Origin of the sequence: Anabaena sp. UHCC 0253 (assembly GCF_009712085.1) — a bacterium.
Classification (GTDB): domain Bacteria; phylum Cyanobacteriota; class Cyanobacteriia; order Cyanobacteriales; family Nostocaceae; genus Dolichospermum.
In genome coordinates, this window is the sequence record NZ_VILD01000005.1 from 243,333 (window position 1) to 249,793 (window position 6,461).

Annotated in this window: 7 protein-coding genes; 2 read left to right on the forward strand and 5 right to left on the reverse strand. The window is 35.9% G+C overall.

Annotated features, from left to right (window positions below):
* Window positions 1-130: 130 nt before the first annotated feature.
* Complete coding sequence (locus FJR38_RS15340) at window positions 131-370, reverse strand: hypothetical protein (protein WP_168537972.1); 240 nt, start codon at window positions 368-370, stop codon at window positions 131-133.
* 369 nt (window positions 371-739) lie between these two features.
* On the opposite strand from FJR38_RS15340, the gene FJR38_RS15345 reads away from it, so the two are divergent.
* Both FJR38_RS15345 and FJR38_RS15350 read left to right on the forward strand, forming a co-directional pair.
* Window positions 740-1,936, forward strand: a complete 1,197-nt coding sequence (locus FJR38_RS15345) for a septal ring lytic transglycosylase RlpA family protein (protein WP_168537974.1) — start codon at window positions 740-742, stop codon at window positions 1,934-1,936.
* A gap of 256 nt (window positions 1,937-2,192) precedes the next feature.
* Window positions 2,193-3,278, forward strand: a complete 1,086-nt coding sequence (locus FJR38_RS15350; protein WP_168537976.1) for a glycoside hydrolase family 3 protein — start codon at window positions 2,193-2,195, stop codon at window positions 3,276-3,278.
* Window positions 3,279-3,377: 99 nt separating this feature from the next.
* On the opposite strand, the gene FJR38_RS15355 is transcribed toward FJR38_RS15350, so the two are convergent.
* The 4 genes from FJR38_RS15355 to FJR38_RS15370 all read right to left on the reverse strand — a co-directional run.
* Complete coding sequence (locus FJR38_RS15355; RefSeq protein ID WP_168537978.1) at window positions 3,378-4,355, reverse strand: Bpu10I family restriction endonuclease; 978 nt, start codon at window positions 4,353-4,355, stop codon at window positions 3,378-3,380.
* A complete protein-coding gene (locus FJR38_RS15360) occupies window positions 4,328-5,566 on the reverse strand; it encodes a DNA cytosine methyltransferase (RefSeq protein WP_168537980.1) in 1,239 nt (412 codons plus the stop codon). The genes FJR38_RS15355 and FJR38_RS15360 overlap by 28 nt, the downstream gene beginning before the upstream one ends.
* Before the next feature lie 115 nt (window positions 5,567-5,681).
* Entirely contained in the window at window positions 5,682-6,116 is a 435-nt protein-coding gene (locus FJR38_RS15365) for an HNH endonuclease (RefSeq protein ID WP_168537982.1), read from the reverse strand.
* On the reverse strand, window positions 6,109-6,461 hold a 353-nt coding region (locus tag FJR38_RS15370; RefSeq protein ID WP_168537984.1), incomplete at its 5' end, for an STAS/SEC14 domain-containing protein. The genes FJR38_RS15365 and FJR38_RS15370, both read right to left, overlap by 8 nt.

The following is a 6,461-nucleotide window of genomic DNA, read 5'->3' on the forward strand; positions in this document are numbered from 1 at the left end:
ATTTAAACCTACTATTCTTCAATATTTCTTAACTGTTTTCTCGTTCTCATTATACGTTGCAATCCGTTACATTTCGCGCTTCAGGTATGATTGCTTCCCAAAAAATTCCGAAAATCCACCTCTGAGGATGTCATGCCATACTGCTCGGTTCAGACTCGAAAATTTGTGCCTTGGCTGTGGAAAAGCTTAAAGGGTAAAGGTTAAAGGTTTTTATTTTCGCCTTTTCCCTTTCTTCTTTCTCTCTTTTTTGATCAGTCTTGGTATGTAATTTAGCTCCAAATTCGGTACGGCGATTAACATAAATTTTTGCCAATTTCCATGATCTGTTACCGCCGATAAAAATATTTTGTGTACTTTTTTGACTCGACATCTATCTGTGTATCTTTTCTTTTAATTGCTTGTTAGCAATATAAGATTTGGTTTTTGACTTACGTATCTATACATAAAATGACTATTTTTTCTGTAAAATAAATAGCAAAAAATTTTGGCAATCATAAGAAAAAACGATGGGAATATTAGTAATAGTTGTAAACTAGATTTAAAACTTTTATGAATTTAAGTATCCATTCCAGGATATGATGATCCCTAAGGGTTTAATCATCATTAAATCTGAAATCTTATAGATATCCTTGAATTCCAAAAAAAGTTTGTTTGTTGTTTAATAAAACAAAAATCTTTCTAACCAACCTACTGCTGAATTTATTAGGGATTGTGCATCTACCTGGAGAATAACTAAACTATGATATCAACAGTCATACTATGGGTGACATCCCTCACGGGTGGTACTTTGGTGTTGACGGCGAATTTACCACTGGGTTTAATAGCCGCATTTTCTCCAACACAATTGACAACCAACTTATTCAAATCACATGATCGACTTGTAAACATTGCTAAACAAAATAAAATTGCTTGGCAAAAAAACCTAATATCAAAAAATCTATTGAGATTTGATTGGATAAACAGACGATTAACATCACATCAAAATCCGCCCGTTGCTCCACTTTCAACAACATTGGCAGCAAAAGAAACAAAGTTTTGTGCCGCTGTGCCAGAAAATATACCGACACAATCTCACTTGAAAAATGTGAGTGTTTCTAAACTAGATTTCTCACCATCTACTGTTGTGCGATCGCTCCAAAGTTTCTTTAATGTGATCAACAATCCCATTGATCAAAATGGAAGCTACGATTATTCACCCGTGTTGATTGTCAAGCGTAGTTTATACAATTATGAAGTATGGGTTAACAATAGCTTTGTTGCTCAACTTCCTGACCAAATCACGGCTCAAGCTTTACAAAAACGCTTACAGCAATTAGTTACATCCCCAACTATACAACCTACACAATTAGAACCGGGTTTAGTTGATAAAACTCCCTCGATCATGGTAGGTAATCGGTTGCTATTTGCAATTGATCAAAAACTCGCCAACCAGCTTGGCCGTAGCGGTGATATTTTAGCTATTGAATGGACTAACAATCTCCGCAAAGCCCTTCACACCAATCCTCTCACACTGGTGCAAGGACAAATGGAAATGTATGGATTACAGTCCTCACCAACCAAACTTTCTGGTTTAGCTTCGTGGTATGGTGGCTATTTTCATGGTCGGTTAACAGCAAATGGTGAGAGATATAATCAAGACGATCTGACAGTTGCCCATCGTACTTTACCTTTTAATACCTACTTGAAAGTTACAAATTTAGAAAACAATAAATCCGTGATTGTGCGGGTTAATGATCGCGGTCCTTATATTTCACCAAGAAGTTTAGACTTATCACGAAAAGCGGCTCGTTGTCTAGAAAGTGAACATACAGGAGTCGTAGCTTATCAAGCCGTAATTTTGCAACAAAATGCCCCCCAAATGACCTTAAAATCATCTCAACCACAAACTGAAGACATGGCTAATGCCAAAAGTGAGTTATTAGTTTCTTACTTTTAGTAGAGATCAATATAGCGGTTATCGCTAGGATGCAATACAATTGAGGGCGCAGACCCTGCGCCCCTACAGAGTTTGCGATTGGCTGACTGTATCTCACTCAAGTGCATACCGCTATAAATATCATTCTCATCTCCCTGAATTCATAAAGAAGTCAGGGAAATCTTTATTGAGTATTTGAGATTTAATTAAGTTGATATACTTAACTTTGAAGAATAAAGTCTTTTCTAATTTATCCTGATATTTAGCTCACAAAATTATGTCAATATCTCCACAATTACAAAGCTTTGGTAATCACTTAATTTTGGGTATTTCTGGTACAACCTTAAACGATGATGATAAACGGGCGCTAAATGAATTAAAACCCATTGGGGTGATCTTTTTTGCGAAAAACTTTCTTGACGGCGTACCATATCCCGTTTGGTTAGAAAAGTTTCAAAATCTCATACACGACATTCGCCAATATACTGAACGCGACTCCATATTTACCACTTTAGATCATGAAGGTGGGCGAGTTGTGCGAACACCTTTACCAATTACTCGGTTTCCTCATGCTTATTTATTGCGATCGCATTCTTATGAAGTTGCCAAAGCTACAGCATTAGAATTAAAATCACTGGGAATTAATCTTTCTTGGTCCCCTGTTGCGGATATTTTCTCTAATCCCCAAAACCCGATTATTGGACCCCGTGCGTTTGGAATTACACCAGAAACCGCTAGTCAAGGTGTGCGGGAATATTATCGAGGATTGCGGGAAGAGGGTATTTTAGGTTCTGCTAAACACTTTCCTGGCCATGGAGACACTAGCACAGATTCCCATTTGGAGTTACCAATATTAAATTTGAGTCGGGAAGATTTGCGAAATCGGGAATTGATTCCTTTTCAAACATTAATTCAGGACAAAATTCCGTTAATTATGACAGCGCATATTTTGTTTGGGCAAATTGACCCAGAAGTGCCAGCAACGTTATCTAAAATCATTTTAAATGATATTTTGCGGAAAGAGTTAGGTTTTGAAGGTGTGATAGTTTCTGATGATTTAGATATGAAAGCTGTATCGGAAATGTTTATGCGATCGGGAACGGTTGCGCGGGCTTTTCATGCTGGTTGTGATTTATTTATTGTTTCTCGAAATATCAATTCTTCTTCTTTGGAAAGAACATATAAAATTGCTGAAGATTTTTCTGCTAGTTTGAATAATGGTAGTTTAGATATATCAGTTGTAGAAGCTGCGCGGGAGAGGGTAGAAAAGTTATTGCAGGTAACTCCTCAATATCCGGTTTCGACTCTTGATAAGGAGACGTTGGTGAAGAATGCGGAATTAGCTATTAGTTGTTGTTTGTAGGAGGATTAAATAGGAGTTGAGGGTGGATAATTAGAAAGGTTTTACCCTACTTTGACAGAAGAGGGTTATTTCCGTTGATGGAAATATACTTACATATAACTATTCTTCAATTAACCATCCACGCTGTATCCCATATTCAATTCCTCCAGTCCAATCCATTGTTAAATGCTTCCTGACTTTATGGAATAAATGTTGAACTACAGTTGGGTTAATTGAATTTTTAATATATTTTTCTTCATATCTAAATTCTCTGTCGGTATTTTTCTGCTGACGTAGTACATAAATCTGGTCAACTTTGTACTTCCGAAGGTTGACATCACTTGTTAACTTAATCCACTCCATGAGTACAATATATAAACTATTTGGATTTCTTGCTTTTAAATCCTCTGCGGCTCGTGATGAACCCTCAAGCATAGTTTTATCCAGATAAGTTTTACATTCAATGACAATAACGGGAATATCAAAAATATGAGTTTCTGTATTACCTATAATTGTAACTTCTGAGTAGTCCTCTGGTTCTTCTTTAAGAAGTGTCAGCATTTCACCAGGATTTTCTTCGTCCTCCGGTGGTGTAACTGCTTCAAATGATGCTTCAACAGTTGCACCAATCACAAAATCATGGTCTTTTTTTTCAATACGCGCATAGGGACGTTTCAACATCTCAGAATATTTTGGAGGTACAAAGAAAATATCTTTAAAAGTATGAGATTTTCCAATAAGTGCATTTGATCCAAAATCTTTTGCTAAATCTCTGAACAAATAATAAAGAAATTCTTCTAATACACTAGAATGAAGATTAGAACGAGAATCAAACTTCTCTGCATAATGTTGTTGGTCTAAAAAATCTTTATATGCCGTAAAAAGCTCTACTCGTTTAGAAATAATTTCATCATCATTATCAGCAGGTATTGATGTCGGACCAATTAATTGAGTATTAGCCAAATGCCATTTATCATACTCAATTCTAATCTCTTCGAGATATTTTCTGCTGTCAGCATCTCTGTACTTTTTACGGTGTTTTTCCTTTTGTTCCAGATTTGAACCGTGAACTAATGGGTTTCTATCAGTTGTGGACATAGCTCTAATTTTTCTTGAAGATGAACTGCAATTGCTTTAGCAAGAAGAGGAGGTACAGCATTACCTACCTGATTATACTGGCAAAGAAACTTTTCATTAAATCTATTTTCCCGTTGTAATAACTTATGAGATACAACAGTTTTTTTGCCTAAAAAACGATAATTGTCTGGAAAAGATTGAACACGCGCACCTTCACGGGCTGTTAAATTACGATGCTGGAAAGGATGAATAAAATTTGCATAAAAAGAAGCAGCTATGGTGTGGGCTGGTTTATAGGGATTTAAACGGCGGTTATTTTGATCATACGTTTTACCAGATAATTCACCATTTCCATTTCGGCGTTTAGCACCATATTCTTTTGCGACATCTGAACTAGATTCACCCCATTTAATTTGTTGAAAACGTTCTACAAGCCTGTCAGAATGTTCCATTGCTACATGATTATAGAGAATGTTACTACTATTTTTTATCCACTTTTGATAAGGATTTTGAGATTCTAATATGTAAGGTTGTTCTTCTTTCCCTTCACGCGCATTAAGTGGTGGTAAATCTGATATGGCATCCCATAAACTGATAGCAGAATTTAGATGTATTCCCTCAAGTGATAATTGCCAGCTATTAATATTTAATAAATCTAAGGAATGTGTTTTGGGAGGAATGCCCATTTTCTTTCCTAGTCTATTTCCCACAATAAAGACACGCTCTCTAATTTGTGGTACACCATATTCAGCAGAATTGAGTAACCATATTTCTACAAAATAGCCGATGTCTTCAAAGGTTTTCTTAATAATATCTATTACCTTGATACCATCAACATTTTTACGTGATAGTAACCCTTTAACGTTCTCCATTACAAATGCTTTAGGTTCAAGAAAACTTATCCATTGAGCAAAGTTAGTGAACAAAGTATTTCTAGGATCATTAGGGTCTTTTTGGGCTGGACCTGCAATACTAAAACCTTGACATGGTGGACCACCAATAATAATATCGGGATGGAAAAGACAGATTTCTTTAACGCTATTTATATTATTAAAGTCACGAATATCATTTTGAATTACTGTCATTTCCGGGTGATTGTAGCGCAGGGTATCACACGCCCAAGCATCAATTTCAATAGATAGAGGAACAGAAAAACCTGCTATTTTAAAACCTAAACCAAAGCCTCCAGCCCCAGCAAACAAGTCAATAGCGACAGGTTGCAGTGTTTTCATAAAAATCTCAAAAATTTAATGCCTTAACCTAGCTTACCATAAGTATTTCTTGTGGTGGGGATTGGGCAATTTGTAAATATTAATTTTAAGTAAGTTCTAAGTTGACTTGATCAAATTATTTCACTTCAGCGGGAGGATGTTCACCTATTGCATACAACACACGGCGCAAATTAACTACACCCTCACGGTTTAATTGTAGTGTTTCCACAGTAGCACGTCCTGTTGGAGTCAAGCCTATGACTAGAGTAAAATCATCATTCCACGCAAAATGCTTATTCCATTGCTGTTGACGTGGATGATATATAGAGACAACATTACCACTGATCTGATCAATTCCTTCAGTTTTATTATACTTATGATTATTGCAACCCTGACAAGACAAAGCCAAATTATCCAAACTTGTCATTCCACCTTGGCTTCTAGGAAGAATATGTTCAATTGAAAAAGGTTGCATAGCAAAACGTGCTTGACTTCGACAATATTCACAACATCCATTTGCGCGTTCAGAAACAGCTTTTTTCTGTTGTGATGTTACTCTTTTTTCAGACATAATTTTGCGTCTGAATGCCCAAATTTTCCATCAATTTATTTAAAGAAATTCCTCTTAAACTCGCTAACTCTGCTAAACATTCAATCCGTTGTGCTTGCTGTTTTTCAATTTGTTCAGTTAAGCGTAACAACTCCATATATTCATCATTTGTGAGAGTTTCTGCATCTCTTTTATTTATTAAATTGTTGTAATAATTCTGAATATCTAACGGAATACCCTGATTAATTTTTAATAGTAATTCTGACTCCCGTTGCATCAAACTGGAAGTTGTTCGTTGTGCTTGTATTGCAATAGCTTGAGCAATAAACTTCCTTAAATCTGATTGGCTTAATTGTCCAACTGCTT

What these genes read in the sequence shown, in the direction of transcription:
- FJR38_RS15340 (WP_168537972.1), bottom strand. Translation starts at nt 370, where the DNA reads ATGTCGAGTCAAAAAAGTACACAAAATATTTTTATCGGCGGTAACAGA.
- FJR38_RS15345 (WP_168537974.1), top strand. Translation starts at nt 740, where the DNA reads ATGATATCAACAGTCATACTATGGGTGACATCCCTCACGGGTGGTACT.
- FJR38_RS15350 (WP_168537976.1), top strand. Translation starts at nt 2,193, where the DNA reads ATGTCAATATCTCCACAATTACAAAGCTTTGGTAATCACTTAATTTTG.
- FJR38_RS15355 (WP_168537978.1), bottom strand. Translation starts at nt 4,355, where the DNA reads ATGTCCACAACTGATAGAAACCCATTAGTTCACGGTTCAAATCTGGAA.
- FJR38_RS15360 (WP_168537980.1), bottom strand. Translation starts at nt 5,566, where the DNA reads ATGAAAACACTGCAACCTGTCGCTATTGACTTGTTTGCTGGGGCTGGA.
- FJR38_RS15365 (WP_168537982.1), bottom strand. Translation starts at nt 6,116, where the DNA reads ATGTCTGAAAAAAGAGTAACATCACAACAGAAAAAAGCTGTTTCTGAA.